At 73.3% G+C, this 25,579-nt stretch carries 24 protein-coding genes and 1 tRNA gene; 14 read left to right on the top strand and 11 right to left on the bottom strand.

Going from position 1 to position 25,579, the window contains the following annotated elements; genetic code table 11:
* Positions 1 to 18: 18 nt before the first annotated feature.
* Both AC4H2S_RS04750 and AC4H2S_RS04745 read right to left on the bottom strand, forming a co-directional pair.
* Positions 19 to 2,301 (bottom strand): putative bifunctional diguanylate cyclase/phosphodiesterase, encoded by a 2,283-nt coding sequence (locus AC4H2S_RS04750; RefSeq protein ID WP_491495801.1) that lies wholly within the window; start codon positions 2,299 to 2,301, stop codon positions 19 to 21.
* A gap of 40 nt (positions 2,302 to 2,341) precedes the next feature.
* A complete protein-coding gene (locus tag AC4H2S_RS04745) occupies positions 2,342 to 4,180 on the bottom strand; it encodes a phosphoenolpyruvate carboxykinase (GTP) (RefSeq protein WP_491495800.1) in 1,839 nt (612 codons plus the stop codon).
* A 171-nt stretch (positions 4,181 to 4,351) separates the two neighbouring features.
* Here AC4H2S_RS04745 and AC4H2S_RS04740 point away from each other — a divergent pair.
* Positions 4,352 to 4,424 (top strand) — tRNA-Arg (locus AC4H2S_RS04740).
* 202 nt (positions 4,425 to 4,626) lie between these two features.
* Here the strand turns inward: AC4H2S_RS04740 and AC4H2S_RS04735 are convergent.
* Entirely contained in the window at positions 4,627 to 5,247 is a 621-nt protein-coding gene (locus tag AC4H2S_RS04735; RefSeq protein WP_491495799.1) for an NADPH-dependent FMN reductase, read from the bottom strand.
* A gap of 61 nt (positions 5,248 to 5,308) precedes the next feature.
* Here AC4H2S_RS04735 and AC4H2S_RS04730 point away from each other — a divergent pair, with 61 nt between their 5' ends.
* From AC4H2S_RS04730 to AC4H2S_RS04720, 3 genes are read left to right on the top strand one after another with little or no spacing between them, the layout of a single operon-like run.
* The gene (locus tag AC4H2S_RS04730) at positions 5,309 to 6,031 is read left to right on the top strand and encodes a DUF2867 domain-containing protein (protein ID WP_491495798.1); all 723 of its coding nucleotides are present in this window, start codon (positions 5,309 to 5,311) and stop codon (positions 6,029 to 6,031) included.
* Positions 6,028 to 6,420 (top strand): DUF6463 family protein, encoded by a 393-nt coding sequence (locus tag AC4H2S_RS04725; RefSeq protein WP_491495797.1) that lies wholly within the window; start codon positions 6,028 to 6,030, stop codon positions 6,418 to 6,420. The genes AC4H2S_RS04730 and AC4H2S_RS04725 overlap by 4 nt, the downstream gene beginning before the upstream one ends.
* The gene (locus AC4H2S_RS04720; protein ID WP_491495796.1) at positions 6,417 to 7,067 is read left to right on the top strand and encodes a TetR/AcrR family transcriptional regulator; all 651 of its coding nucleotides are present in this window, start codon (positions 6,417 to 6,419) and stop codon (positions 7,065 to 7,067) included. Before AC4H2S_RS04725 ends, AC4H2S_RS04720 begins: the two co-directional genes overlap by 4 nt.
* 436 nt (positions 7,068 to 7,503) lie before the next feature.
* Here AC4H2S_RS04720 and AC4H2S_RS04715 read toward each other — a convergent pair whose 3' ends face one another.
* Positions 7,504 to 7,944, bottom strand: coding sequence for an SRPBCC family protein (locus tag AC4H2S_RS04715; protein ID WP_491495795.1), 441 nt, complete (start codon positions 7,942 to 7,944; stop codon positions 7,504 to 7,506).
* A gap of 84 nt (positions 7,945 to 8,028) precedes the next feature.
* On the opposite strand from AC4H2S_RS04715, the gene AC4H2S_RS04710 reads away from it, so the two are divergent.
* On the top strand, positions 8,029 to 8,379 hold the full coding sequence (locus tag AC4H2S_RS04710; RefSeq protein ID WP_491495794.1) for a DoxX family protein: 351 nt from the start codon (positions 8,029 to 8,031) through the stop codon (positions 8,377 to 8,379).
* Here the strand turns inward: AC4H2S_RS04710 and AC4H2S_RS04705 are convergent.
* Positions 8,361 to 8,975, bottom strand: coding sequence for a TetR/AcrR family transcriptional regulator (locus AC4H2S_RS04705; RefSeq protein ID WP_491495793.1), 615 nt, complete (start codon positions 8,973 to 8,975; stop codon positions 8,361 to 8,363). The genes AC4H2S_RS04710 and AC4H2S_RS04705 overlap by 19 nt on opposite strands.
* Positions 8,976 to 9,020: 45 nt before the next feature.
* The gene (locus AC4H2S_RS04700) at positions 9,021 to 9,611 is read right to left on the bottom strand and encodes a DUF2867 domain-containing protein (RefSeq protein WP_491495792.1); all 591 of its coding nucleotides are present in this window, start codon (positions 9,609 to 9,611) and stop codon (positions 9,021 to 9,023) included.
* A 147-nt stretch (positions 9,612 to 9,758) separates the two neighbouring features.
* Here AC4H2S_RS04700 and AC4H2S_RS04695 point away from each other — a divergent pair, with 147 nt between their 5' ends.
* Positions 9,759 to 10,298, top strand: a complete 540-nt coding sequence (locus AC4H2S_RS04695) for a hemerythrin domain-containing protein (protein ID WP_491495791.1) — start codon at positions 9,759 to 9,761, stop codon at positions 10,296 to 10,298.
* Positions 10,299 to 10,311: 13 nt separating this feature from the next.
* Here the strand turns inward: AC4H2S_RS04695 and AC4H2S_RS04690 are convergent, their stop codons facing one another.
* Positions 10,312 to 10,671: a winged helix-turn-helix transcriptional regulator gene (locus AC4H2S_RS04690; protein ID WP_491495790.1), complete on the bottom strand. Its 360-nt coding sequence runs from the start codon at positions 10,669 to 10,671 to the stop codon at positions 10,312 to 10,314.
* 63 nt (positions 10,672 to 10,734) lie between these two features.
* Between AC4H2S_RS04690 and AC4H2S_RS04685 the strand changes: the two genes are divergently transcribed.
* The 3 genes from AC4H2S_RS04685 to AC4H2S_RS04675 all read left to right on the top strand — a co-directional run bounded on the left by AC4H2S_RS04685 (position 10,735) and on the right by AC4H2S_RS04675 (position 14,783).
* Positions 10,735 to 13,002, top strand: coding sequence for an LLM class flavin-dependent oxidoreductase (locus tag AC4H2S_RS04685; RefSeq protein WP_491495789.1), 2,268 nt, complete (start codon positions 10,735 to 10,737; stop codon positions 13,000 to 13,002).
* A complete protein-coding gene (locus AC4H2S_RS04680; RefSeq protein ID WP_491495788.1) occupies positions 12,999 to 13,838 on the top strand; it encodes a nucleoside hydrolase in 840 nt (279 codons plus the stop codon). Before AC4H2S_RS04685 ends, AC4H2S_RS04680 begins: the two co-directional genes overlap by 4 nt.
* A gap of 126 nt (positions 13,839 to 13,964) precedes the next feature.
* Positions 13,965 to 14,783, top strand: coding sequence for an alpha/beta hydrolase family protein (locus AC4H2S_RS04675; RefSeq protein ID WP_491495787.1), 819 nt, complete (start codon positions 13,965 to 13,967; stop codon positions 14,781 to 14,783).
* A gap of 15 nt (positions 14,784 to 14,798) precedes the next feature.
* Here AC4H2S_RS04675 and AC4H2S_RS04670 read toward each other — a convergent pair whose 3' ends face one another.
* From AC4H2S_RS04670 to AC4H2S_RS04655, 4 genes are all read right to left on the bottom strand, one after another.
* The gene (locus AC4H2S_RS04670; RefSeq protein ID WP_491495786.1) at positions 14,799 to 15,281 is read right to left on the bottom strand and encodes a MarR family winged helix-turn-helix transcriptional regulator; all 483 of its coding nucleotides are present in this window, start codon (positions 15,279 to 15,281) and stop codon (positions 14,799 to 14,801) included.
* 22 nt (positions 15,282 to 15,303) lie between these two features.
* Positions 15,304 to 16,428, bottom strand: coding sequence for an SGNH/GDSL hydrolase family protein (locus tag AC4H2S_RS04665; RefSeq protein WP_491495785.1), 1,125 nt, complete (start codon positions 16,426 to 16,428; stop codon positions 15,304 to 15,306).
* Positions 16,425 to 17,003, bottom strand: coding sequence for a TetR/AcrR family transcriptional regulator (locus AC4H2S_RS04660; RefSeq protein WP_491495784.1), 579 nt, complete (start codon positions 17,001 to 17,003; stop codon positions 16,425 to 16,427). The genes AC4H2S_RS04665 and AC4H2S_RS04660 overlap by 4 nt, the downstream gene beginning before the upstream one ends.
* Before the next feature lie 65 nt (positions 17,004 to 17,068).
* Positions 17,069 to 17,668, bottom strand: a complete 600-nt coding sequence (locus tag AC4H2S_RS04655) for a Dps family protein (protein ID WP_491495783.1) — start codon at positions 17,666 to 17,668, stop codon at positions 17,069 to 17,071.
* 115 nt (positions 17,669 to 17,783) lie between these two features.
* On the opposite strand from AC4H2S_RS04655, the gene AC4H2S_RS04650 reads away from it, so the two are divergent.
* The 5 genes from AC4H2S_RS04650 to AC4H2S_RS04630 all read left to right on the top strand — a co-directional run bounded on the left by AC4H2S_RS04650 (position 17,784) and on the right by AC4H2S_RS04630 (position 25,551).
* On the top strand, positions 17,784 to 18,068 hold the full coding sequence (locus AC4H2S_RS04650; protein ID WP_491495782.1) for a DUF7218 family protein: 285 nt from the start codon (positions 17,784 to 17,786) through the stop codon (positions 18,066 to 18,068).
* A 227-nt stretch (positions 18,069 to 18,295) separates the two neighbouring features.
* On the top strand, positions 18,296 to 18,469 hold the full coding sequence (locus AC4H2S_RS04645; RefSeq protein ID WP_491495781.1) for a CsbD family protein: 174 nt from the start codon (positions 18,296 to 18,298) through the stop codon (positions 18,467 to 18,469).
* Positions 18,470 to 18,557: 88 nt separating this feature from the next.
* The gene (locus tag AC4H2S_RS04640) at positions 18,558 to 18,686 is read left to right on the top strand and encodes a hypothetical protein (RefSeq protein ID WP_491495780.1); all 129 of its coding nucleotides are present in this window, start codon (positions 18,558 to 18,560) and stop codon (positions 18,684 to 18,686) included.
* Between the two features lie 102 nt (positions 18,687 to 18,788).
* On the top strand, positions 18,789 to 22,178 hold the full coding sequence (gene recC, locus AC4H2S_RS04635) for an exodeoxyribonuclease V subunit gamma (protein ID WP_491495779.1): 3,390 nt from the start codon (positions 18,789 to 18,791) through the stop codon (positions 22,176 to 22,178).
* A gap of 1 nt (position 22,179) precedes the next feature.
* A complete protein-coding gene (locus AC4H2S_RS04630; RefSeq protein ID WP_491495778.1) occupies positions 22,180 to 25,551 on the top strand; it encodes a UvrD-helicase domain-containing protein in 3,372 nt (1,123 codons plus the stop codon).
* Positions 25,552 to 25,579: the final 28 nt, after the last annotated feature.

The following is a 25,579-nucleotide window of genomic DNA, read 5'->3' as shown; positions in this document are numbered from 1 at the left end:
GTCGAAGCCTCCTGTGCCTCAGTCGCCGACGCCGTGGCCCGGGGTGCCCACGACGTCCGGGGTGCCCGTCCCGACGGGGGGCAGGTGGGTGGCGACGAACTCGTCGAACGGCACCGGCCGGCCGATGAGGTAGCCCTGGGCGAAGTCGACCCCCTCCTCGCGGCAGACCTCGAGGATCCGCGGGTCGGAGACGAACTCGGCGACCGTGCGCTTGCCCAGGTCGCGGGCGATGCCGACGATCGAGCGCATGATGGTGCGGTCGACCGCGGACTCGTGCACGTGGGCGACGAACTCACCGTCGATCTTCACGTAGTCGAAGATCAGGTGCTTGAGGTAGTAGAACGAGCCGAAGCCGGCGCCGAAGTCGTCGAGGGCGAACGCGCAGCCGAGGTCGGTCATCCGCTCGGCGAAGACCCGGGCGAGGGCCACGTCGGCCACCGCGGTGGTCTCGGTGATCTCCAGGATCAGCGCCGACGGGTCGACGCCGTGCCGCGCGAGCCCGTCGATGATGGCGCGCTCGATCTCGGGGTTGCCGATCGAGTGTCCCGACAGGTTGACCTCGAACGCGAAGTCGGGCTGGTGCTCGCGCCGCATCCGGCCCAGCAGCTCCAGGCTGTGGTCGACGACCCAGGCGTCGACCTGGGGCATCAGCCCGACCCGCTCTGCGATGTCGACGAACCGGGACGGGGGCACGAGCTCGCCGTCGTCGCGCAGCCGCAGCAGCACCTCGGCGGACGAGATCCGTCCCGTGGCCATGTCCAGGATGGGCTGGAGGTGGAGCTCGAAGCGGTTCTCGACGAGCGCCTGCTCGACGCGGCTCACCCAGTGCAGCCGGGCGGCCGTGCGCGGCCCGCGCTCGTCGCCCTCGGACAGCACGACCGCCTGGTTGCGGCCGGCGTCCTTGGCGTCGTACATCGTCATGTCGGCCAGCGCGAGCACGTCCGCCGCGTGCTCGGCGGCGGCGCGGAACGTCACCGCGCCGACGCTGGCCGTGACGCGGCGGGCCACGCCGTCGGGGGTGGCGGCGTGGTGGGCGATGCGGTCGACGACGAGCTCGGCCACCCGTGCGGCGTCGCGCTGGTCGCCGTCGGTGAGCAGGACGGCGAACTCGTCGCCGCCGAGCCGGGCCACCACGTCGGTGCTGCGGATCGAGCGGCGCAGCAGCCCGGCGATCGTGACGAGGAGCTGGTCGCCGGCGTTGTGCCCGAGCGTGTCGTTGACCTGCTTGAAGTTGTCGAGGTCGAGCAGCAGGAGCGCGCCGGTCGGGCCGTGGCGTCGGCAGCGGTCGAGGTGGCGCTGCAGCTCGCTCTCGAAGCGCCGGCGGTTGGCGAGGCCGGTGAGCACGTCGTGGTCGGCGAGGTGGGCCAGCCGGTCGAGGTAGCGACGGCGGTCGGAGATGTCGACGACGTTGAGCATCACGATCTCGCCCATCTGCGGGTCGCCCACCACGGTGCCGCTGAGGGACACGCTGACGTCGTTGCCGCCGGAGTCGCGCAGGTTGCACTCCGACTGGAGGGACTCGCCGCGACAGCTGAGCAGCCGGTCGAGGTGGTCCTGGACGCGGCCCTCACCCGGCGTCTCGAAGTCGGCGAAGCGGTGGCCGACCATCTCGGGCGGGTCGAGGCCCACCAGGACGGCCATCGAGATGTTGACCCGGATGATCGAGCCGGACGGGTCGAGGAGGGCGACGCCGTGCGGGGCGTCGTCGAAGAGCCGCTCGACCCGGTCGTTGGACACCCGGGCGCGGCGGCTCTGCCGCTCGAGGTCGCTCACGATGCGCTGCAGCACGGGGGCGATGACCACCGCGACGGTCGCCCACAGCACGGCGCGGCGCCAGTCGCCGAGCGCGTAGCTGGGCGGCCCGATGAGCACGATCGGCACGGCGCAGGTGAGCACCGCCAGCAGGCTCGCGATCCACAGCTGGGTGCGGGTGCCGGTGATGGCCAGCCAGAGGATCGGCAGCAGGAGCAGCACCGTCATGCCGGAGGACGAGCCACCGCCGCCGGCGCCGGCGGCGTCGTTGACGAGGGCGGCGAAGGGGAACAGCAGGTAGGCCGCCAGCGGGACGAGCCACGAGCGCCCGCCGCGGCGCTGGCCGAGCGCGTAGACCACGGCGACCAGCACCAGGCAGAGCACGGCCAGCCCGGCCACCCACCACGGGCGCTCGTAGGGCGGCAGGAGCACGGCCACGAGGCCGGCGACGGCCACGATGCCGAACGGTGCGGCGAGTGCGGGCCTACCCCTCCTCAGGTCGGTGAGGGAGGACACGGGTGCGGCGGCCCCCGGGAAACGACGTCGCACCGCGCCAGCGTACTGGCGGGTGCGACGTCGCGCGCGCGGTTCAGTCGGTCTGGTCGAGGTCGGCCGCGACGCGGCGGTGCGCCTCCCAGATCTCCTCGGGCATCCGCTCGAACTGCGCGAGGTGCTCCTCGCGGAAGCCCATCTCCTGCTGCCAGCGCTCCGTGTCGATGCTCAGGATGCGCTCGAGGTCCTCCGCCGGGACGTCCATGCCCGACAGGTCGAGCTCCTCCTCGGTCGGCAGGATGCCCACGGCCGTGCGGCGTCCCTCCACCTCGCCGTTCTTGAGCTGGAGCAGCCAGAGCAGCGGACGCAGGTTGTCGCGGTAGCCCGGCCACAGGAAGTGGCCGTCCTGCGGGTCCTTCTGGAACCAGTTGACGTGGGCGAAGATCGGCTGCTCCTTCGCCGCGCCGACGATGTCGAGGTAGTGACGCGCGTAGTCGCCCTCGCCGTAGGCCATGAACGGGCGGTTGGACATGGGGTCGTAGCGCAGCTGGCCGTCGACGCCCTCCGCCGCGAACGTCGCCTCGGCGCCCAGCGTGAGGCCGTCGTAGACGCCCTCGGCGAGGTCGGTGATCGCGCGGATGAGCGGCTCACGGTCGCTCGTGCGGCCGCCGAAGATGATCGCGTCGATCGGCACGCCGGCCGGGGCGTCGTAGTCGGGGGCGATGTTGGGGACGTTGTCCAGCGTGGTGGTGAAGCGGCTGTTGGGGTGCGCCCAGGGCGCGGTGTCGTTGCTCTTGCGGTCGGCCAGCGGGGAGCCGGTCCAGTCGAGCCAGCCGCGCACGTCGGACGGCGGCTTGGGGGTCTTGCCCTCCCACCACACCTCGCCCGTCGAGGGGTTGTAGGCGACGTTGGTGAAGATCGCCTTCGAGCCCTCGTCGACGGAGTGGAGGGCGTTGGGGTTGGTGGTCTCGTTGGTGTCCTTGGCGACGCCGAAGACGCCGTACTCCGGGTTCATGCCCATCAGCCGGCCCGACTCCTCGTCGACCCACAGCCACGCGATGTCGTCGCCGTAGAACGACACGTGGTAGCGGTCGCCGAGCGCGTCGGGGGCCGCCATCATCGCCAGGTTGGTCTTGCCCGAGGCGCTCGGGAAGCCGCCGCAGACGTGGTAGGTGCGGCCCGTCTGCTTGTCGTGGATGCCGATCAGCATGTACTGCTCGGCGAGGAACTTCCGGCTCGCCCAGCCGTCGTACGCCCCCTGCCGCAGGCCGTGGGCGATCTTGCCCAGGAGCGCGTTGCCGCCGTAGGACGACCCGAAGTGCAGGATCGTGCGCTCGTCGGCGACGGTGACGAAGTAGCGCTGGTCGTCGGGGGTGCCCTGACCCAGGTGCTCGAGGTCGCCGGTCACGTGGACGGCGCGGACGAACGAGTCGGGGTCCTCGAGGTCGTTGACGAACTGCACGCCGACGCGGGACATGCGGATCATGTGGAGCACCACCGTGCGGGTGTCGGTGAGCTCGACGCCCGCCGCCCAGCGCTCGAGCGGGTTGCCGGCGGGCGCCATCAGGTAGGGGATGACGTACATCGTCTTGCCCGCCGACGCCCCGCGCATCCGTTCGTGAAGCAGCGGCTTCATCTCCGAGGCCGGACGCCAGTTGTTGTAGACGCCGCGGTCCTTCTCGTCGTTCGTCGCGACGATGGTGCGCTCCTCGGAGCGGGCGGTGTCCTTGTAGTAGCTGCGGGAGTAGTAGCGACCCTCGCCCGCCATCTGCAGCTCGCCTGCCGCGACGGCCTCCTCGATCAGCCGGGCGTCGTCGGAGGCGTTGACCACCTCGACGCGCTCGGCGCCGGTCAGCTCGGCGTACTCCCTCACGAACTCGCGGACCCTCGGGTTCGTCAACCCGGCCCCGTCCATCACTGCCTCGAGATCTGTCATGGCGCTCCCTCTCGTCGTGCGGCGGTGCGTCGCCGCGATGCGGGTGCTAGGCACCATATGGCACCGCGACGGCGCCCTCACCCGCCCTCCCGGGGGTGCTGATTTCGCCGCTCCGGAGTACGTCGGCTATCCTCGACCAGTCGTCGCGAGCCCACCGGTTCGCGCAGACGGGCGCCTGTAGCTCAACGGATAGAGCATCTGACTACGGATCAGAAGGTTTGGGGTTCGAATCCCTACAGGCGCGCAAGACATGAAGCCGCAGGTCAGGCCACTGACCTGCGGCTTCCTCATCGGTGAGCAGCCGTCGCGTCGCTGAAACGTCGCCGTCCTGGCGTCGCCGGCTGACACACCGGGGCGATGAGCCTTCACGAGCGCTCCTTCTTGGGCCACCCAGGCCCAGGACCCGGATCAACGTGGACCTGCTCGCCCACCTGTGCGGCGTCTCCTCACAGGCCGGATCTCCCGTGGAGCACGTCGAGGCCGTCCGACGGTTGACGAGACACCGTCCGGCGGCGGGTCGGCTTCAACACATCGCACCACTCGATCAACTCATCGAGCATCGAGACGACGGCGAGCCGCTGATGCGGCTGCGGCGCGAATCCCGACGGCGAGAAGTCGTGAAACGGTGACAACGCGACCTGCGAGCTGGTGGTCGGCATCTGCACCGAGACGAGCACCGACCGCAGATGCTCCACTGCCCGGATGCCTCCGGCAATGCCGCCGTAGGAGACGAAGCCCGCTGGCTTGTGTGACCACTCCTCGTGGAGGAGGTCGATGGCGTTCTTCAAGACAGCCGGCATGGATCGGTTGTACTCGGGCGTCACGAAGACGAATCCGTCATGTCGTGCCACCACGTCAGCCCACGCTCGAGTGTGCGGGTGCGCGTAGCGACCCAGGACCGGTGACTCCGGCTCGTCGACGTGGGGCAGGCCGTGCTCACGCAGGTCGATCAGCTCGAACGTGAGGCTTGGCGCGGCACCCTGCGCCTCGTCCAACACCCACTCGGCGACTTCTCGCCCGCGGCGGTGGGGTCGCGTGCTTCCCACGATCACACCGATGCGCGTCATCCTCGCTGGCCCTTCGCTCCACTTTCGGACAAACATACATTCATGATGGTATGTTGTTGGAATGCGCTCCGTAAAGAAGGCCGCCCACGGTATTGCGACGGCGGGCCGCACGATGTTCGCGTCGAACCGGATAGCCGACGTCAACCACCTCGAGCAGCCGTGGCGCATCCATCAGCTGGCACCGGACTTCCGGCTCGAGGACGTGTGGGTCTACCGAACACCGGGCGCTGGACGCGACGACTTCCCGACGATGATCGACGCGCTGCGGGCGGCCGGTGGCCTTGATCAGGACCCCGCGGTCGTCCGATTTCTGTTCGCCGTCCGCTGGAAGCTCGGCAAAGTGCTCGGCTGGGACCGGCCCGACCGGGGCCTGTCCGGCCGGGTCACTTCGTTGCGCGAGCGCCTTCCTCCGGATCTGCAGCAGGACGAGGCAGGATCGCGCATCCCGAACACACCGTTCACCCTGGTCTACGAGCTCGTCGACGAGTGCGCGGTCGAGCTGGCCAACGGGACCGTTCACGACATCTGTCACCTCGGCTGGGTTCAGCGCCCCGACGGCGAGTACGAGCTCCGCATGGCGGCGTTGGTCAAGACCAACGGTCGGCTCGGCACGCTGTACATGACCGCCATCCGACCCCTGCGCTACGTCATCGTGTATCCAGCCCTCGCGAGGAAGTGGGAACGCGCCTGGCTGAACCGCGAGGCGCTTCTCGCCTCCGGTCCACACACGGACAGCGATCGGGCGGCCGATCGCCCCGATCGTCGAACGGAGGAGCGGCAGTGAGCAGGTGGACGCCGTGGCTCGTAACCCTCGCGGGGTTGGGGCACACCGTCGGCAGCCTCGTCGAAACCGCTCCGCACCACCTCGCGGGGTGGTTCGACGGCTCCCTGTGGAGGGAGCGCGACTATTCCGACCAGAGTGACGCTGCGGCCGGCTTCTGGTACTCCATGTTCAGCTTCGGCCCGCCCACCTTGCTGCTGGGCGCGCTGATGATATGGATGCACCGTCACGGCATGACGCCCCCGCCCTTCGTGGCGTGGTCGATTGCCGCCTGGGTGGTCCTCACCTTCCTCGCATCCGGGCCTTCCCCATTGGTCCTCCTGCTCCTGCCCGCTGCCATGCTGGCGGTCGATCACCGACGCGGACGACGCCCGACACTGGAGGAACCGTGAACGACGCTCTCGTCCGTCGCACTCAGGCCGAGCGGCGCACCCAGAGCCGCCAATCGCTCGTGGCAGCTGCGGCACGAGGGCTGGCGACCCACGGCTATGCCAACCTCGTGCTCGAACGGGTGTCCAAGGAGGCGGGTTACAGCCGTGGCGCTCTCTACCACCAGTTCGCCAACAAGGAGGAGCTCACCCTCGCCGTCGTGGGATGGGTGCGGTCGACGTGGGAGGCGGAGGTGCACGAACCGGCGATGAGCCACGACGATCCGCTCGAGTCGCTGCTCACCATGGCGGTCGAGCACGCCCGCTACTGCCGACACCATGTCGGCGCCCGGGTGATGATGGCCTTGCGCATCGAGCTGCGAGATCACGACGCACACCCGGTGGGTCAGGCCATGGAGGACGCGTACCAGGTGCTGCTCGCGCAGTGTGCGGCGCTTGTCGAGGCAGCACGGCGTATCTCCCGGATCCCGTCGGGACCACCCCCGCAGCTGACGGCAAGGGCCTTCCTGTCGGTCCTCGAGGCAGTGGGGATCGAGGTCGCCGGCAGTTCCCACGATGAGGAGCTGGTGCTCGGAGCCGTACGCGGCGTCCTCGGAGCATGGCCCGTGCCACCCGGCGGCGGCGACTGCCGAACGACGCCCGGCGGCTGACGCGCGCCTGTTCAGTCCTGCGATTGTCCCCGCGGCGCCCGAGTCTGCCCTGCTGGTCGGTAGGCCACGCCAGCGATGCCGCGAGACAGACGTCGGAGGGTGTCTGCCGAAGTCACGTCGTTGGGCGTGTAGACCTCGAGGCGGTGGTCCGGACTGCCGGGCTGGAGCCAGACCTGCTACGCGACGTGGACGCGAGCGAGCTCGTCCCAATTGCGATGAAGGTGGCGCGTCAGCGGGTCCAGGAAGAACATGCGCGGGATCGAAGGGCGGCGTCCCGGGTCAGCGGGCCATCGCCGCAGCGACGGCCGCCTTCCTGCACCTCCTCGTCGGCCTGCTCGCCCTGCGTTGGCTGCCTCGCGGACCCCGAGCCGGCGTGACGCACCATGAGACGGCTGCATCCGGATGAGCGGCACCCGGACCCGCCCAGCTCGTGACGTCAGCCCCCGGCCACCGCCTCGCACCGCGCCTTCAAGCCTTCCGCCTCCATGTCGACGTACCGGGCAGTCCGTCGCATGGTCAGAGCTCCGACCAAGGACGCCAGCGGACCGGTGTGCTTGATGCGGAGCCTCGCAGCGACTCGCGCCCCATCGTCGATCGGCTCTACCCAGTGATCGGCGAACGTGGTGACGCCCGCCTTGGAGGACACCCACCGGAAGTGCCTGCCGGGCGTGAACTCATCCACCTTCCACACCATCGCGGGCATCCGCGGTTGCTCGATCGCAATCTCGCTCCCGAGCCCGACCTCGGTCCCGCCGACGATACGTGTGCTCGTCATGGACTCGGTCCACTCCGGCATCCGCTCGACGTCGACCAGCACCCGCCAGACCTCCCCGATCGGAGCGTCGATGACGACGCTCCTGCGGTACTCCGTGGCCATTGTCCCCACCGTCTCTCTCCATCACTCCATGGCTGCGCCGTGTACCATACGGTACATCACGTTCCCGCCCAGGAGGTTCACCGCATGTATCCCGACCCCTCCTGGCCCATCGTCGTTCTTGCGGCACTCCAAGTGGTGGACGGTCTGCTGTGCGTCAAACCGGTGGCGTTCATCGCCGAGTGCTTCGACGGTGTCGGATTCCCGAGACGCTGGCGCTGGATCTTTCCGGTGGTCAAGTTCGCAGCCGCTGCGGGACTGCTGGTAGGTCTTGCCGTGCCCTACCTGGCGATGGCGGCCACAGCCGGCCTTGTCGTCTACTTCGTCCTCGCCGTCGGCGCCCACGTCCGAGCGCGGGACCTCGGCCGCAACCTCTTCGTCAACGCGACTGGAATGCTGGGCCTGTGCCTCGTGGTCCTCTACGCCTCGTTCGCCTGAGCCTTGCGCTCGAGCAGAGCGGCATACAGGTCCAGATAGCGGTCGTGCGCCTCCGCCACCGCGTGCGTGTCGCCGGTGGCCAACTGGTCCAACAGCAGTCCGCGTATCACCGCGATGCCGAGCCGCGCGTCGACCGACGCGTGCTCCGTGCTCCCGGTCGCGGTCGCGAACATGCCCGTCAGGGGTTCCATCCACTCCTCGATGGAGCGCTTGGGCAGCTCGGCCGCCGCGCCAGAGCCCTGCAGGCCGGCGGCGTAGAGCTCGAAGAACAACCTCTCGTGCGGAGCAAGCGAGGGGCTCGACAACGAGCGCCACATCGCGCGTGCGGCAGCGATGGGATCCGGGTGGATGGCGGCGAGCTCGGCGCGCCGCTCACGCTGGAGGCGTTCGACCTCATCGACGACCGCCACGAGCAGGCCGTCGAACGAGCCGAAGTGGTAGATGAGCATCCGGTGGCTGGTTCCGACCTCTTCGGCCAGACGCCTCAGCGTCCAACCCCCGCTCCCCTCGCGGGCCATGAGCTCGATCGTGGCGTCGAGCAGCCGACGCCGCGGGTCGGTGGGCCCCACAGAGTCTCCGCTGCTCCGCTCCGACACGCCCACAACACTAGACGACCGCGCGGCTGCGGACGTACGCGCCGGTCACGACACCCGCTCGGTCCGCGACTCGCGCCACCGCTTCTCGATCCCGCCGAGAAGGGCCGGGTAGACGACCCAGTGGCGCAGCGGCTTGATGAGCGCCAGGTAGACACGCCCGAGACGACCGTTGGGACGCACGAGGACTGCCATCTGACCGCGATGAGCGCCGTGGCCGTCCGCCACCCAGCCGAGGTGCATCACCGTGTGAACGGTGCGATTGGCCATCTCCGCGGCCCACTCGCGCTCGGTCTCGTAGAGCGTCACGAACGGCACGCCCGGCAGCTCGCTGTACGGGGCCTGGACCAGGTCGGCGGGCAGACGGCCCCGCAGCGACGCCACGCGCTCGCCGAGGCCCGTCTCGGGGCGGTCCCAGCTGAGGAGCTGGCCGATCCGCCATCGCGCCGCCCACAGCACCTGGACGATGCGCGGTGCGCTGTCGGGGAAGTCGTCCTCGGCGAAGGCGTCCACGAGGGAGTGGAACTCGTCGCCGGCACCCCTGGTGTCGATGGCCCAGACGTCCTCGAGGATGAAGTCCCGGGTGGCGTCGTGGATGCGCCACGGCTGGTCGACGTGGGCCTGTCGCGGCAGTCTCATGAGGTGCTCTCCGTTCGTCGGGGTGCCCTGCGGCGGACACGGATGTGTACCACATGGTACAACCCGTATGTACCAGACGGTACGCCCGCGGGCCCGCCGGGTGCTCGACCTGCCCGACCCGGGCTGAGCTGCGCCTAGGATCGAGTGGTGCCGCCCATCGACGACGAGTCCCGTCCGCGGGTGGCGGGCTCGGTCGAGCTGACGCCCCGGCAGCGGGCGGGCGGTGACCACCTGCGGATGATCCACGACCACTTCCGCGGCCAGCTGGCGGCCCTGACCCGGGCAGTGGAGGGCGCTCGGGACGGGGCGCTCGACGTCGGCGCCGTGCGAGCCGGGGTACACGGACTCGCGCCGTCGCTGACGGCCCAGCAGGTCGCCGGCATGTGCGGGCAGGTCTGCCGCTTCCTGACGATGCACCACTCGATCGAGGACCAGAGCCTGTTCCCCGCCGTCGCGACCGTGGAGAGGTACCGCCCCGTCGCCGTGCGGCTGGCCGAGGAGCACCTGGTCATCCACGCGCACCTCGAGCGGGTCGACGACCTGGCCCTGGCCGCCGCCTCCGACCCCGGCCGGGTCGACGAGCTGCTGGCCGCGGTCGCCGACCTCCGGGCCGACCTCGAGTCGCACTTCGCCTACGAGGAGGCCGAGATGGCCGAGCCGCTGGGACTGCTGGGGCTGGGCGTCTAGCCCGGCACGCCGATCACACCGTCGCCCGGCGCTCCCGGTGTCCCCAGCGGAGCTGGTAGGCCATCAGCGGCTGGAGGGCGGCGAGCAGGTCGCGTCCGCGCGGGGTGAGCCGGTAGCGCACCTGGACCGGGGTCGACGGCACGACCTCGCGCTCGACGAGGTCGTGGGCCTCGAGCTCGCGCAGGCGGGCGGTCAGCAGGCGGGCCGACAGCCCGTCGACGGCGGCCTCGATCTCACCGAACCGGGTCGCACCGCGCCCGAGGGCGAGCATGATCGCGCCGGTCCAGCGGCGGCCGACGAACTCCAGGATCGGGGTCGCCTCACGGCAGGTGGCGTCGTCGATCAGGTCGAGGTGGGCGAGGGTGCGGGTCACTTACCCATCGTAACCTGCTTACCTGCAGTTGTCCCGGTGCCGGCGGGGGCGGATCCTTGGGGCATGCCCGACTACGGCCACCCCCTTCGCTTCGGCACCTTCCTGACGCCCACCGCCGCGACACCGCAGCGACCCGTCGACCTCACGCTCCTCAGCGAGGAGCTCGGCTACGACCTCGCGACCTTCCAGGACCATCCCTACCAGCCGTCGTTCCTCGACACGTGGACGCTGATGTCGTACGCGGCGGCCCGCACCGAGCGCATCCACCTCTCGGGCAACGTCCTCAACCTGCCGCTGCGCCAGCCGGCCGTGCTCGCCAAGTCGGTGGCCAGCCTCGACCTGCTCAGCGGCGGCCGGGTGGCGCTCGGGCTGGGCGCCGGCGGGTTCTGGGACGCGATCGAGGCCTACGGCGGCACGCGGCTCACCCCCGGCGAGGCGGTCGACGCCCTGGCCGAGGCCATCGAGATCATCCGTGGCATCTGGGACACCGGCGACCGCTCGGTGCTCGCCGTGCCCGGCTCCCACCACCGGGTCCACGGCGCGAAGCGCGGCCCGGCGCCGTCGCACCGGGTGCCGATCTGGCTCGGCGCCCTCAAGCCCCGGATGCTGCGGCTCATCGGGCGCACCGCCGACGGCTGGCTGCCCTCGCTGCCCTACCTGCAGCCCGGCGACCTCCAGCGCGGCATGCTCACCATCGACGAGGCGGCCCGCAAGGCCGGCCGTGACCCGGCCGAGGTGACCCGGTTGCTCAACGTGGGCCCCGACCTGAGCGCCGACGACCTCGTGCGCCTCGCCGTCGAGGACGGGGTCAGCACCTTCATCGTGACGGGCGACGACGAGGGCGGGCTGCGCCGCTTCGCCGGCCGCTTCGGCGAGGTGCGCGAGCGGGTCGCGGAGGCGCGCAGCGCCAGCGGCACGACGGTGCGCACGACCGTGCGCGGTCCGGCGGCGCTGGCGAGGCGGCTGCCCGCCATCGCGTACGACGACCTCCCGGACACCCTGGCCGAGCGGGCGGTGGAGCCGGGCGACGCGGCGTACGCCCGCTACCGGTCGGGCTACCTGCGCGGCGGCGCGCCCGGCCTGGTGCTGCGACCGCGCACGGTGGCGGAGGTGCAGGACGCGGTCGCCGTCGCGCGCGAGCACCGCGAGGTGCCACTCGGCATCCTCAGCGCCGGGCACGGCATCTCCGGCCGCTCGCTCAACCACGGCGGGCTCGTCGTCGACGTGAGCGCGCTCAGCTCGATCGAGGTCCTCGACCCGGAGTCCGGCGCCGTGCGCATCGGGCCCGGGGCGCGGTGGGCCGACGTCGCCCGCGCGCTGGCCCCGCACGGTCTGGCGATCAGCAGCGGCGACTACGGCGGCGTGGGCGTCGGCGGGCTCGCCACCGCCGGTGGCGTCGGCTGGTTCGCGCGCTCCCACGGCCTCACGATCGACCACCTGACCGGCGTCGAGCTGGTGCTGGCCGACGGTCGGCTGGTGCGGGCGACCCCCGAGGAGGAGCCCGACCTGTTCTGGGCGGTGCGCGGCGCCGGCGCCAACTTCGGCATCGCCACCTCCTTCGACTTCACCGCCGCCCGCGTCGGCACCATCGCCTTCGCCCAGCTCGCCTTCGACGCGAGCGACACCGCGACCTTCCTCGAGCGGTGGGGCCGCGCGATCGAGGAGGCCGACCGCAGCGTGACCGGCCAGGTGATCCTCGGCCAGCGGCGCGGCGGGCAGCGGATCGCGCAGGCGATGCTGGTCGTCGAGTCCGACGACCCCGAGACCGTCGTCGCGCGGCTGCAGCCAGTGGCCGAGGTGGCGCCGCTCGTGCAGCAGAACGTCGCGCTGACGACGTACGACCAGGTGATGGGGCTGTTCAGCAGCGACGCGCCGCAGCAGGGCCAGGGCGAGCCGCACACCCACTCCGGCCTGGCAGACCACTTCACCCCCGAGCTCGCCGCGGAGGTCGCCGCCCTGCTCGACGGCGGGTCGTCCTACTTCTTCTCGATCCGCGCGGTCGGCGGCGCGGTCAGCGACGTGCCGAGCCACGCGACGGCGTACGCCGGGCGCAGCGCGGCCTTCTCGCTGTCGGCGTTCGGCGCCGACGGCCGCTTCGACGACGCCTGGGAGCGGCTGGTGCCGCACCTGTCCGGCAGCTACCTCAGCTTCGAGACCGGCACCGGGCCGGTCTGGCTCGAGCGCGCCTTCCCGCCGGCCCACCTCGCCCGGCTGCGCGAGCTCAAGGGCAGGTACGACCCCACGGGCCTGTTCCGCGACAACTTCTTCATCCCTCCGGCCGTCGCGTCTGACGTCGCCTCTGACCTCGCCGCCGAGGGCCCTGCCGCGTGAGGCGGGTCGTCCTCGACGTCGACACCGGGATCGACGACGCGCTCGCGATCCTCTACGCCGTCGCGAGCCCGGCCCTGGAGCTGTGCGGGGTCACCACCGTGGTCGGCAACGTCCCGGCCGACGTCGCGGCCCGCAACTCCGCGGCCGTCCTCGCCCACGCCGGCGCCGGCGACGTGCCCGTGGCGCTCGGCGCCACGACCACGCTGTCCGGCACCGGGGCGCGCGAGGGTGCGAGCAACCATGGTCGCGACGGGCTCGGCGGCGTGCGGCTGCCGTCCGCGCGCGACGCGGCGTACGCCGACCCGGCGGCCGTGCTGCGCACCGCGGCCGACGGCGGACCGATCACCTTCGCGGGCCTGGCGCCCCAGACCAACCTGGCGTCTCTGGCCGACCTCGCCGGCGACCTCGTGCGCGACCTCGTGCTCGTCGCCGGCGAGCTCGCGGTCGAGGAGCCGCCAGAGCTCAACGCAGCCCACGACACCGACGCCACGGCGCGCGTCCTCGCCGGCGACCGACCGACGACGCTGTACGTCGCGGACGTGTTCGAGCAGGTCTCGGTGGAGCCCGATGACGTCGAGCGGCTCCGGTCGTCCGACCGCCCGGCCGCGGCCCTCGCCGGCGACCTGCTCGCCGTGCGCCGCGCCCACCTCGTCGGCGACGCCGGGGCGCTCGTCCTGCTCACCCACCCGCACCTGTTCCGCGTCGAGCCGCGGCGGGTGGGGCAGGCGGGCGCCCACCTCACCGAGACCGCTGACGGCCGCGTGCTGCAGGTGGTGGTCCAGGTCGACGCCCCGGCGGTGGCCCGGACCTTCGTCGAGGCGCTGCTCGCGCGCTGACGAGGTCCGGGCCGGGCCGGTCGTGCCGCGGCCGCTCGTGCCGCTACGGCTTGGGCAGGACGAACGGGACTTCCTCCCGGACGCGAGGGTCTGGCACATGTACTTCGGATGCGAAAGAATGCGGAGATGTCGAGCCGCCTCGGTCACCGCCTGCGCCGGTCGGCCGAGCTCGCCCTGGTGACGGCGCTCGTGGTCGCCGGAGCGTCCGGATGTGCCGAGGAGCCGGACCCCGCGGACGCCCCGCGGCCGTCGGCGGCGACGACCACCCCGCTGCCCGATCGCTGCCTCAGCGCGTACCCGGACGGCGTGCCGGTCGAGCGCGTCGTGCTCGAGCGGGATGGCACGGAGATGGTCGGAGCCGTCGTGGGCGACTCACCCGCGACGACGGGGGTCGTGCTGCTGCCGCAGATCGGGCCGGCGGGCCTGTGCGGGTGGCTGCCGTACGCCGCGGTCATGGCGCGCGCCGGGGTGACGTCGTTGCCGGTGGATCCCTGCGGCTACGGCGAGTCCGACTGCGACGTGCCGATCGAGGCCCAGGTCGGGCTCGCGATCGACCACCTGCGTGACCTCGGCGCCGACCGCGTCGTGCTGATGGGTGCCTCGATGGGCGGGTCGCAGACCGTACGGGCGATGGGCGCCGGCGCCGCGGTCGACAGCTGGGTCGACCTCTCCGGACCCAGCGCGTGGGAGGGGCAGTGGCTGCTGGACGTGGCCGGGGATGTCGACGAGCCCGGTCTCGTGGTCCGGGCGCGCAGCGACGGCGACCCTGCCGAGTTCGGTCGGGCCCGACGGCTGGCCGCGCGCACCGGAGCGACGTTCGTCGAGGCGCCCTCGGGGCACGGCTGGGACATGCTGCTCGACCTCGACGACCGCCCAACGCGCGTGGGACGGGCGGTGCTGGAGTTCGTCTGCTCGGGCCGGCCGGGGGCGTGCGACGACCGGTAGTGCGGACGCGGCCGGTCAGCGGTGCCAGGTCGCGGACACGTCGTCCAGGCCGTGGGCGATGCGCCCCAGCGCCGCACGGAGCTCGTCACGCGCGGCCGCACCCCCGACCGACCGGTCGAGGCGGCGTACGACGTCGGCGACGATCGCCTCGCACGCCTTCCGCTTGGCCTCGCCCGCTGCGGTCAGCGTGAGGGTGACCGAGCGCCCGTCGCTCTCCGACTTCGTGCGCCTCAGGTGGCCTCGGCGCTCGAGGAGGTTGAGGTAGCCCGTGAGGGTGCCCGGGGACAGCGACAGCCGCTCGGCGAGCCGGCCGGGGGTGTCCGCTCCCCGGTGGACCTGGCCGTAGACCGCGTAGTGCGCGGGTGCGACACCCTCGCGCAGGAGCGCGGTCTTGAGGAGCGCGCCCAGGCGCTGGTCCAGCACGAAGAGGTCCAGCAGCAGGTTGCTGCCCGGCTCGTCGAGCACGGGCGGGGCCGGGTCCGAGGATCGCCGAGACATGGCGGCACCTTACGGTGGCCCGCTACCACTCGCCCAACGCCGCGAACCGCTCACCGATGAGCCGGTGCGTCTGCGAGTCGGGGTGCAGGTTGTCGGGCAGCGGCAGCCGCTCGGCGTCGGCGGGGCCGTAGAGCGCGAGGCCGTCGACGTACGCCAGGTGCGGGTCGGCGCGCCGCTCGGCCACCTCGGCCAGCACCTCGCGCACGACCTCCAGGGTCAGCGCGCCCCGCCCGACCGCCTCGGGGTCGCCGGTGGCGACGAAGGCGACGCGCCCCTCGGCCAGCGCCTCCATGTCGGGTCCCGTCGGGCCGGGCGTCGACTCGTGGATGCCGCAGAAGACCGACGAGACCAGCCGGATCGGCGTACGCGGGTGGCCGTCGCGGATCGTGTCGAGCCAGCCGTGCACCGCCGGACCGAGCGCGCGGCGGCGCAGCAGGTCGGCGTTGACGAGGTTGATGCCGATCTTGAGGCTGATCACGTCGGCGGGGGTGTCGCGGATCGTGCGGGCGACGAACGGGTCGAGCAGCGCGCTGCCGCCGAGCCCGAGGTTGACCAGGTCGAGCCCGCCGAGGCGGGCGGCCACCACCGGCCAGGGCTCGGTGGGGTGGGTCGCGACCGAGCCGTGACTGATCGAGCTGCCGTGGTGCACCCAGCGTGGCCGCTCCTGCACCAGCGGCGCGAGCGGGCCGTCGGCCCGGAGGTCGATCAGCTCGGTCTGCTCGTCGTGGGGCAGCCAGATCTCGACGTCGCGCTCCCCGGTCGCGTCGTCCGCGGGCAGGTCGATCACCAGGGTGGTCGGCTCGCCGGCGGTGAGCGTGCTGGCGCCGGTCATCATGTCGACGTCGAGCACGTTGCCGCCGGGCGCCTGCACCCGCTGCACCAGCTCGCCGCCGACCACGACGTCGTACGAGCCGTCGGGCCGCGCGGGCGCGCCGACGTAGCGCCGCTTGGTGGGCAGCACGTCGAGCTCGAGCCGGGTGGCCGCGGTGCGCAGCGCGAGGCGTACGCCGGCGGGCTGGGCCTCGACGAGGCGCAGCTGCGGGTCGTCGGCCTGGCGGCGGGCCCAGGCGGGCAGCCGGTGCGGCAGCAGTCCGCGCGCCGTCTGCTCGAGCTCGAGCGCGCCGGCGACGAGGGCGGGGTCGATCATCGTGCCTGCCAGGAGCGCAGCAGGGTGTCGAGCCCGTCGAGCACGCGCTCCCACGTGTCGTCGGACGTGGGAGCGGACGGGCCGCCGTGGCCGAACGCGCCGGCGGCGTCGAGGGCGGCGTAGCCGTGGAAGGTCGCGCCGAGCAGGCGCACCGCGTGGGTCTCGTCGGCCTCCGACAGCGCGTAGCCGCGCAGGGCGGACCGGGTCAGCTCGGCGTGCCGCGGGCCGGCGCTGGCCGCGGCGGCCTCGGCGTCGAGCGGCAGCCGCGTGGCGGCGTAGCGGCCCGGGTGGGCCCGGGCGTAGTCGCGCCAGACACCGCCCAGGGCGGCCAGCGCCGAACGCTCGCTGACCCCGGCGAGCGCGGTCGCGACGGCGCCGGCGGTCTCCTCCAGCGCGAGCAGCGCCACCCGGACGCGTACGTCGTCGACGCTGCGGACGTGGGTGTAGAGGCTCGGGGTGGCGATGCCGAAGCGTTGCGCGAGCGCGGCGAGGGTGACGCGGTCGAGGCCGACCTCGTCGGCGAGCTCCGCGGCAGCCTCCGTGACGCGCGCGCTGGTCAACCCGGCTCGGGGCATGGCGCGACCTCCTTCCTCATGCGGTGAGGCCTGAACCTTATGGCATGAGGAAGGAGGTCGGGGACTCAGCGCGCGCGGGCCGCCTTGCGAGCCGCGTCGACCTCGTCCTTGGCGCCCTCGCTGACCAGCGCGCCGCTCGCGCCCTGCAGGTGCGCGCGGATGAACCACTGGTACTGCTCGAGCTCGCCGGTCTGCCCAGTGAGGATGTCCTCGGTCACCGGGTCGTCGCCGACCGCCTCGATCGCCGCGCGGTGATCGGCGATGATGCCGTTGTAGACGAGGTCGAGGGCGGCCAGGTGCGCCGCGGTGTCGGCGCGGCCGAGGTCGTAGTCGTCCCACGAGCGGGCCGCGACGAGGGCGCCGGGCAGACCGTTGGGCGCGACACCCAGCGTCGACATCCGCTCGGCGAGGACGTCGACCATGGCGCGTACGCCGTCGATCTGCGGGTCGAGCATCTGGTGGACGCCGATGAAGTGCGGCCCGACGACGTTCCAGTGCGCGTGCTTGAGCGTCAGCGCGAGGTCGTTGAGGGCGTGCACCCGCATCTGGAGGGCGTCGGCGACGGCGTGGCCCGTCGCGGTGTCGAGGCCCGGGACGGTCAGCGGCGCGTCGGCGTCGCTGGTGACCTGGGACGGGGTGGGGGTACGTGTCGTCTTCTTGGTCATGTCTCCAACCTAGGCCCGGCGCACAAGCAGTCCGGGGCCGCGATCCGAGCCGTCGCGACGCCCCTCCCCCTCCCGGGTGAGGAGCCCGCCGCGGGGCCGGTGGCACCGTGGTCGCATGGCCGAGAAGAAGACGACGAAGAAGGATCCGGGCCCGTCGGTCAAGGACGCGGAGGTCTACGAGGCCCTGCGCGACGACGGCGCCAGCAAGGAGAAGGCGGCGCGCATCGCCAACGCCTCGGCGGCGCGGGGCCGCTCGTCGGTCGGCGAGCGCGGGGGCGAGGCCACCGCCTACGAGGACCGCACCGTCGACGAGCTGCGCCAGCGCGCGGCCGAGCTCGACATCGAGGGCCGCTCCACCATGTCGAAGGCCGAGCTGATCGACGCGCTCCGCAACCACTGAGCGCCGTTCCTGCGCCCCCCTTGCGCCCGCGCCGCCGGTCAGGACGCGCCGACTCGAGGGTCATTCGCCGTCAGGATGCGCCGACTCGACGGTCATCCGCGGTCAGGACGCGCCGACTCGACGGCCCGGCGGGGGCCACCCGCACGGGTGTCCTTGTCCGACCAGCGCCGTGGCAGGTTGGAGGAAGGACCAGCTGGTCCCGCACCTACCTCAGAGGAGGAACGACGATGGGTCTGGACGACAAGTTCGACAACAAGTCCGACGAGCTCAAGGGCAAGGCCAAGGAGACCACCGGCAAGGCCACCGACGACGAGAAGCTCGAGGCCGAGGGCAAGACCGACCAGACGGGCGCCAACCTCAAGCAGGCCGGCGAGAAGATCAAGGACGCCTTCAAGGGCTGACCGGGCTCCTCGAGCCATCCGCCCGCCGACCGGCGCGGCCGCCGCGTACGCCGCGCATGCCGCGCCGGTCGATGGGTACCTCCCGGCCATGACCAACGACCCCGACAAGATCGACCCGTCGAACCAGAGCGGTCGCCCCGTGATGCTCGTCGGAGCCCTGGTCGGCCTGTTCCTCGCGCTCGCCCTGATGGTGGTCGTCTACCTCATCGCCCGCTGACGCCGGCCTCTGCCCGCTCCCGGCCCACTCCTGGCGTGTTCCGGCCTGTCCGGGCCTGCCGCACCGCTGCGGGTGTCGGTCGCCGCTCATAGGGTGGCGCCCGTGACCCTGCACCTCCACACCGCCGAGCGCACCGACGCGCTGGCCGACGGCCTGGCGGACCTGCTGGTCACCCCGCTGCCCGACCCCTTCGCGCGGGAGGTCGTCGTCGTGCCGGCCCGCGGCATCGAGCGCTGGCTGACCCAGCGACTCTCGCACCGCCTCGGCGTGGGCGCGCGCGGCGGCGACGGCGTGTGCGCCGGCGTGGAGTTCGTGACCCCCTCGTCGCTGGTCTCGATGCTTCTCGACCGCGACGCCGACGACCCGTGGAGCCCCGACCGGCTGGCCTGGCCGCTGCTCGAGGTCATCGACGAGGCGATGGGCGGCGCCGGCTTCGAGGACCTCACCCGCCACCTCGGCGCCGGCGACCCGGACGACGAGCGCTCCGCGCGCCGCTACGCGGTGGCCCGCCGCCTCGCCGGGCTCTTCTCCTCCTACGCCGTCCAGCGCCCGCAGCTGGTGCGCGACTGGCGGGCCGGGCACGACACCGACGGCGCGGGCGGGCCGCTCGACACCGACCTGCAGTGGCAGGCACAGCTGTGGCGCCGCCTGCTCGAGCGCATCGACGCGCCCCCGCCCGACCTCCGCCACGAGACGACCCTGCGGCTGCTGCGCGACGGCGACGACGGGCTCGACCTGCCCGGCCGGCTGTCGCTGTTCGGCCACACCCGGATGCCGGTGACCGAGGTGGAGCTGCTGCGCGCGCTGGCCGAGCGCCGCGACGTCCACCTGTGGCTGCCGCAGCCCTCCCCCGCCCTCTGGGAGGCGCTGGCCCCGACGGGGGCCGAGGGGCCCGTGCCGCGGGCCGACGACCGCTCCGCCGGCCTGGTCGCGCACCCGCTCCTCGCCTCGCTCGGCCGCGACGCGCGCGAGCTGCGCCGCACGCTCGGCGAGCTCGAGGCCGAGCAGCACCCGTCGGGCCACGCCGACCCCGCCACCCTGCTCGGCTGGCTGCAGTCCGACCTGCGGGCCAACCGGCTGCCCGACCCGGGCGCCCGCGCCGGTCGCGTGCGTGGGCGCACCGACCTCTCTGTGCAGGTGCACGCGTGCCACGGCACCGCGCGCCAGGTCGACGTGCTGCGCGAGGTGCTGGTCGGGCTGCTCCAGGACGACCCGACGCTCGAGCCGCGCGACATCCTCGTGATGTGCCCCGACATCGAGACCTACGCCCCGCTCATCTCGGCGGGCTTCGGCCTCGCCGACGTGGCCCACGAGGACGCCGGGCACCCGGCGCACCGGCTGCGGGTCCGCCTCGCCGACCGGTCCCCCGGCGCGACCAACCCGCTGCTCGGGGTCGCCGCCGACCTCGTCGAGCTGGCCGCCGGCCGGATGACGGCCACCGCGGTGCTCGACCTCGCCGCGACCGAGCCGGTCCGCGCCCGCTTCGGCTTCACCGACGACCACCTCGAGCGGATCGCGCGCTGGGTCGACCAGGCGGCGATCCGCTGGGGCTACGACCGCGACCACCGCGCCGGCTTCGGCCTCGACCTCGACGCCAACACCTGGCTCGCCGGCCTGCAGCGGGTGCTGCTGGGCGCGGCGATGTCCGGCGAGGGGCACCGGTTCGTGCGCGGCACGCTGCCGCTCGACGACGTCGGCGACGGCCACCTCGACCTCGTCGGCAGCTTCGTCGAGATGGTCGAGCGCCTCCACACGTTCGTGCGGGAGGCCGCAGCCGCGACGACCGTCGGCGACTGGACGGGCGCGCTCGGCCGGGCGGTGCACGGGCTCACCCGGAGCGGCACCGACGACGCCTGGCGGGTCGCGCAGCTCGACCGCGAGCTGGCCCGCATCGACGCCGGCGTCGGCGACCACGACACCCGCCTGCGCCACGCCGACGTACGCGCGCTGCTGCGCCACCGGCTGCGCGGGCGCCCGACGCGGAGCAACTTCCGCACCGGCACCCTGACGGTCTGCACGATGGTGCCGATGCGGTCGGTGCCGCACCGCGTGGTGTGCCTCGTCGGGCTCGACGACGGCGTGTTCCCGCGCCTCGAGGCCGTCGACGGCGACGACGTGCTGGCCCGGCGGCCGATGGCCGGGGAGCGCGACATCCGCTCCGAGGATCGGCAGCTCCTCCTCGACGCGATCGGCGCCGCCACCGAGACGCTCGTGGTGACCTACGCCGGCCGCGGCGAGCACACCAACGACGACAAGCCGCCGGCCGTCCCGCTCGGCGAGCTGCTCGACGCGCTCGACCGCACCAGCAGCGCCCCGGTGCGCGACGACGTCCTGGTGCACCACCCGCTCCAACCCTTCGACGAGGCCAACCTGACCGCGGGCACGCTGGTCGCCCCCGGCGACCGCCCCTTCTCCTTCGACCGCACGGCGCTCGCCGGCGCGCGGGCGGCGCGGGCGCCCCGGCCGGCGCCGCGCGCGCTCGTGCCCGGCCCGCTCGCGCCGCCCGAGCCCGCCCGCGAGGTGGAGCTCGCCGACCTCCACGACTTCCTCGCCCACCCGGTGCGCAGCTTCCTGCGCCACCAGCTGCGCATCACCACCCCCTACGACGTCGACGAGACCAAGGACGCCATCCCGATCTCGCTCGACGGGCTCGAGAAGTGGGACGTCGGCGACCGGCTGGTGCGCGACGTGCTCAACGGCGGCGACCCCCAGGCCGCGATGCTCGCCGAGCAGCTGCGCGGGCTCCTCCCGCCCGAGGACCTCGGCGCCGCCATGCTCACCGAGATCGTCCAGCGCGTGCGCCCGCTGGTCGAGGCCGCGGTGCCGCTCCGCCGCGGACCCGCGCGCACCCTCGACGTCGACATCGACCTCGGCGACCGCCGGCTGACCGGCACGGTGGGCGGCGTCTTCGGCAACAACCTCGTCGCGGTGAGCTACTCCAGCCTCGCCGCCAAGCACCGGCTGGCCGCGTGGCTCGACGCCCTGGCCCTGGCGGCCGGCCACCCCGACGAGAACTGGACCGCCCACACGATCGGGCGCTGGGGGCGGTCCGGGCGCCGCGCGCTGGTGTCGCCGATGCCCGACGACGACGCCCGCACCCACCTGCGCGACCTCGTGGCCGTCATGGAGCGCGGCCGCTGCGAGCCGCTGCCGCTGCCGGTGCGCACCAGCCTGGCCTACGCCGAGGAGCACGCCATCGCCACCCGCGCCGGGGGCGGCAGCCAGGCCGACCCCGACGCCAAGGCCCGCGCCGAGTGGGAGACCCCGCGCTTCAACGAGACCGGCTTCCCCAAGGAGGACGGCGACCAGTGGCACGTCCGCGCGTGGGGCGAGCGCGCCCCCTACGACCTGCTCGCCGCGCCGCTGCTCCCCGACGAGCGGTCCGCGGTCGAGGAGTCGGCACACGGCACCGCCGCTCCCCACCGCCTGGGCCACTACGCCCTGCGGGTCTGGTCACCGCTGCTCGCCCACGAGCTGGTGCGGGGGATCTGACATGAGCGAGCTCCCCGACCTGCCCGACCCGGCTGCCATGGAGACCTTCGACATCTGCGGCCCCCTGCCCACCGGCACCACCCTGCTCGAGGCGAGCGCCGGCACCGGCAAGACCTGGACGATCGCCGCGCTCGTCACGCGCTACGTCGTCGAGGGCGCCGCCACCTTGGAGGAGATGCTCGTCGTCACCTTCACCCGCGCGGCCAGCCAGGAGCTGCGCGACCGCGTGCGCCGCCAGCTCGACGAGGCTGCCGCCGTCCTGGCAGACCCGACCACCGCCGACCCGGCCAACCGGCTGCACGACTGGCTCCTCGCCGCCGACGAGGCCGAGCGCGTCGTGCGCCGCGCCCGGCTCACCGAGGCGCTGACCTCGTTCGACGCCGCGACCATCGCCACCATCCACCAGTTCTGCCAGCTGGTGCTGCGCAGCCTCGGCGTCGCCGGCGACACCGACACCGGCGCCGTCCTCGTCGAGGACCTGGAGCAGCTGACCACCGAGGTCACCGACGACCGCTACCTCCACCTCTTCGCCCGCCAGGAGCACGCCTCGTGGAGCCGCGACGACGCGCTGGGCATCGCCCGCGCGGTCGTGGGCGATCCCCGCGCCCGGGTGGCGCCGCAGGAGGCGCTGGTCGAGGAGCCCGACGGGCTCCCGGCCGCGCGCGTGCGGTTCGCCTGCGACGTGCTCGGCGAGATCGAGCGCCGCAAGCGCCGCCTGGGCGTGCTGTCCTACGACGACCTCCTCGGCCAGCTCGCCGACGCGCTGCGCGACGACGACGCACCGGCCCGCGCCCGGATGCGCCAGCGCTGGAAGGTCGCGCTGATCGACGAGTTCCAGGACACCGACCCGGTGCAGTGGCAGGTCTTCGAGCGGGCGTTCCACGGCGTCGCCACGCTCGTGCTCATCGGCGACCCCAAGCAGGCCATCTACGCCTTCCGCGGCGGCGACATCGTCACCTACCTGGAGGCGGCCGAGCAGGCCACGACCCGGCAGACCCTCGGGGTCAACTGGCGTGCCGACCGGCCGCTGCTCGACTCGCTCCACGTGCTGGTCGAGGGCGCCGCCCTGGGCGACGAGCGCATCGCCGTCCACCCCGTGTCCGCGCACCACCGCACACCCCGGCTCGACGGGGCCGGGCCGCCGTTCCGGCTGCGGGTGGTGCGCCACGACGAGCTCGGGCGCCGGCGTCCGCGCATCGGCGACTGGCGCCAGCACGTGCTCACCGACCTCGCCGCCGACGTCAAGCGGCTGCTGACCAGCGACGCCACCGTCGGCACGGGCGACGAGGCCCGACCGATCGAGCCCAAGGACGTCGCGGTGCTCGCCGCCCGTCGAGCCGACCTGCTCGCCGCGCAGGAGGCCCTGGCCGCCGTCGGGGTCCCCGCGGTGCTCAACGCCGGCGGCTCGGTCTTCAAGACCGCCGCGGCGACGCAGTGGCTCACGCTGCTCGAGGCGCTCGAGCAGCCCCACCGCGCCGACCGGGTGCGCGCGGCGGCACTGACCGACTTCTTCGGGCGCACCGCCGAGGACCTCCAGACCACGCCCGACCCGACCGACGCGCTGAGCGAGCACGTACGCCGCCTCGCCGACGTCTTCGCCGCCCGCGGGGTCGCCGCGGTGCTGGAGAGTGCGGTGCTCGACGGGCTCACCGCCCGGGTGCTGGGCCGCGTCGGGGGCGAGCGCACCCTCACCGACCTGCGCCACGTCGGCGAGGCGCTGCACAAGGTCACCGTCAGCGAACGGCTCGGCGTGGTCGGCCTGCTCGGCTGGCTGCGCGCGCAGGTGGCCGACGACAAGGTCGAGGTCGCCTCCGAGCGCACCCGGCGACTCGACTCCGACGCCGCCGCCGTCCAGCTCGTCACGATCCACGGCAGCAAGGGGCTGGAGTACCCCGTCGTCTACCTGCCGACGCTCTGGGACCGCTGGGTGCGCGACGAGGACGTGCCGCTCTTCCACGACGCCGACGGCGAGCGCTGCCGCGACGTCGGCGGCCCCAGCCGGTGGCGCGACGCCGCCGTCGCCGCGAGCCGCCACGAGGACGCCGGCGAGTCCCTCCGGCTGCTCTACGTCGCCCTCACGCGGGCGCAGTCGCAGGTCGTCGCGTGGTACTGCCCCACCGCCAACAACACCGCCAGCGCGCCGCTCCACCGGATGCTCTTCGGGCGCGCGCCCGGGCACCCCCGCGTCAACGACGAGCAGCCGGTCGTCGGCGACGACGAGCTGGTCGAGATCCTGGGCCGCTGGAAGTCGGCCGGCGGGCCGCAGCCCGAGCTCGCCGTCCTCGCGCCCGTCGACACCACCCCGATCCAGCGCGACCTCCCCCCGCTGGCGGTGCGCCGCTTCGACCGCGACGTCGACACCGACTGGCGCCGCACGTCCTACTCCGCGCTGGCCGCCGCCGGCGCCCCGCACGGCGGTGCCGCCGAGCGGGTGCTGTCCGAGCCCGACGACGCGCCCGAGCTCGACGACGTCGAGCTCGACCCGCTCGACGACGGGCCCGTCCCCGACCCCGACCTCGACCTGGCGGCCGTCGCCTCGCCCATGGCCGACCTCCCGGTGGGCGCGGAGTTCGGCTCGCTGGTCCACGAGGTCCTCGAGCACGCCGACCCCGCCTCGCCCGACCTCCGCGCCGAGCTGCTGGCGCAGATCGAGGAGCACCGCGCGTGGTGGGCCGTCGACGTCGACGCCGACGCCCTGGCCGACGCGCTCGTCGCGGTCTGCGACTCCCCGCTGGGCCCGCTCGCTGGTGGGCTGACGCTGCGCGACATCCACGTCGGCGACCGGCTGCGCGAGCTCGACTTCGAGGTGCCCCTCGCCGGCGGCGACCTGGCCGCCGCGCGCGATGCGGCCCCGGTCGTCCTCGGCGACCTCGGTCCGCTGCTCCGTGCGCACCTGCCGGCCGGCGACCCCCTGCTGGCCTTCGCCGCGACGCTCGAGTCCGATCCCGACCTCGCGGCGCAGCGCCTGCTGGGCTACCTCACCGGCTCGATCGACGTGGTGGTCCGGGTGCCGGTCGAGGGCCGCACCCGCTACCTGACCATCGACTACAAGACCAACTGGCTGGGCGACCGCGCCACGCCCGCGACGGCCTGGGACTACCGCCCGGCCGTCCTCGACGAGGCGATGGGGCACTCCGACTACCCCCTCCAGGCGCTGCTCTACGTCGTGGTGCTCCACCGCTACCTGCGCTGGCGGCTGCCGGACTACGACCCCGCCGAGCACCTCGGCGGGGTGCTCTACCTCTACCTGCGCGGCATGTGCGGCCCCGCGACGCCGAGCGTCGACGGCCGGCCGTGCGGCGTCTTCTCGTGGCAGCCGCCCGTCGCGCTCGTCACGTCGGTCTCCGACCTGCTCGACGGGGTGCGGCCGTGAACACCCCCCGCCGTCCCTCTCCCCCGCT

This window comes from Nocardioides sp. Z13_37, assembly GCF_058355585.1.
Note: the sequence above shows the minus strand (reverse complement) of the source record. Positions and strands in the feature narration are given on the sequence as shown.

Excerpts from the sequence above, each read along its gene's own strand:
- AC4H2S_RS04745 (WP_491495800.1), bottom strand. The coding sequence starts at position 4,180 with ATGACAGATCTCGAGGCAGTGATGGACGGGGCCGGGTTGACGAACCCG.
- AC4H2S_RS04735 (WP_491495799.1), bottom strand. The coding sequence starts at position 5,247 with ATGACGCGCATCGGTGTGATCGTGGGAAGCACGCGACCCCACCGCCGC.
- AC4H2S_RS04730 (WP_491495798.1), top strand. The coding sequence starts at position 5,309 with ATGCGCTCCGTAAAGAAGGCCGCCCACGGTATTGCGACGGCGGGCCGC.
- AC4H2S_RS04715 (WP_491495795.1), bottom strand. The coding sequence starts at position 7,944 with ATGGCCACGGAGTACCGCAGGAGCGTCGTCATCGACGCTCCGATCGGG.
- AC4H2S_RS04710 (WP_491495794.1), top strand. The coding sequence starts at position 8,029 with ATGTATCCCGACCCCTCCTGGCCCATCGTCGTTCTTGCGGCACTCCAA.
- AC4H2S_RS04700 (WP_491495792.1), bottom strand. The coding sequence starts at position 9,611 with ATGAGACTGCCGCGACAGGCCCACGTCGACCAGCCGTGGCGCATCCAC.
- AC4H2S_RS04685 (WP_491495789.1), top strand. The coding sequence starts at position 10,735 with ATGCCCGACTACGGCCACCCCCTTCGCTTCGGCACCTTCCTGACGCCC.
- AC4H2S_RS04675 (WP_491495787.1), top strand. The coding sequence starts at position 13,965 with ATGTCGAGCCGCCTCGGTCACCGCCTGCGCCGGTCGGCCGAGCTCGCC.
- AC4H2S_RS04670 (WP_491495786.1), bottom strand. The coding sequence starts at position 15,281 with ATGTCTCGGCGATCCTCGGACCCGGCCCCGCCCGTGCTCGACGAGCCG.
- AC4H2S_RS04665 (WP_491495785.1), bottom strand. The coding sequence starts at position 16,428 with ATGATCGACCCCGCCCTCGTCGCCGGCGCGCTCGAGCTCGAGCAGACG.
- AC4H2S_RS04660 (WP_491495784.1), bottom strand. The coding sequence starts at position 17,003 with ATGCCCCGAGCCGGGTTGACCAGCGCGCGCGTCACGGAGGCTGCCGCG.
- AC4H2S_RS04655 (WP_491495783.1), bottom strand. The coding sequence starts at position 17,668 with ATGACCAAGAAGACGACACGTACCCCCACCCCGTCCCAGGTCACCAGC.
- AC4H2S_RS04650 (WP_491495782.1), top strand. The coding sequence starts at position 17,784 with ATGGCCGAGAAGAAGACGACGAAGAAGGATCCGGGCCCGTCGGTCAAG.
- AC4H2S_RS04645 (WP_491495781.1), top strand. The coding sequence starts at position 18,296 with ATGGGTCTGGACGACAAGTTCGACAACAAGTCCGACGAGCTCAAGGGC.
- AC4H2S_RS04640 (WP_491495780.1), top strand. The coding sequence starts at position 18,558 with ATGACCAACGACCCCGACAAGATCGACCCGTCGAACCAGAGCGGTCGC.
- AC4H2S_RS04630 (WP_491495778.1), top strand. The coding sequence starts at position 22,180 with ATGAGCGAGCTCCCCGACCTGCCCGACCCGGCTGCCATGGAGACCTTC.